General features: G+C 47.0%; 1 protein-coding gene. It reads right to left on the bottom strand.

What is annotated here, in order from left to right; all coding sequences use genetic code 11:
• A partial coding sequence (locus tag VSR34_RS38210; RefSeq protein ID WP_342965209.1) for a hypothetical protein occupies positions 1-284 on the bottom strand: 284 nt, incomplete at its 3' end.
• Positions 285-623: the final 339 nt, after the last annotated feature.

The following is a 623-nucleotide window of genomic DNA, read 5'->3' as shown; positions in this document are numbered from 1 at the left end:
AGTGCTTGATCCAGCGGCATGTTGATCTTGGTGAACTGCCTTTTAGGCTTGTCTGGTTGACGCTGGTGGGGTTGATGTTGAATTTGTGACACTGGAGCCATTTGAGGAGCTCTCCCCTTATCTCCTTGTCTCAAAGGTGGTTGAACAATGACTGGCTTTTTATCCTTAGACGTTTGCCCCAGTTGGTTACCCTGAAGCAGTTGGTTGACGAGAAACCGGAGCTCATCTTGTCTTTGAGCTAAACCTTGAATGGCATTCCTCTGCCCCAGCATTTGGGCTTTCATTGCATCCATCTCCGCTTGTAGGTGTTTTAGCCCATCATCCTCAGCACTGTCCCTGACTAGAGTCTCCATGAGAAGTGTCTGTAGCTCCTCCTGCACCTGGGAAAGATTCAGGAGGATTTCCCCGAACCGAGTCTCTTGAGCAAGAAGGTCCTAGTTATCATGTTGGGAAGCCATTGCTGAAATAAACAACGCAGATGGTAAGTGACCTGTAACAAGGGTACCTGTAATGCAATGACGTATATGATATGCATGCAATGTTTTCAAGGACCTCGCGGGGTAAACAAGAAGATTGTTAGAATTGGGAACCGGTAGCTTGATTGAAGGAACTTCATGTTGTTG

The organism is Paraburkholderia sp. JHI2823 (genome assembly GCF_038900695.1).
Lineage (GTDB): Bacteria > Pseudomonadota > Gammaproteobacteria > Burkholderiales > Burkholderiaceae > Paraburkholderia > Paraburkholderia mimosarum.
This window is presented reverse-complemented; position numbering and strand designations above follow the sequence as displayed.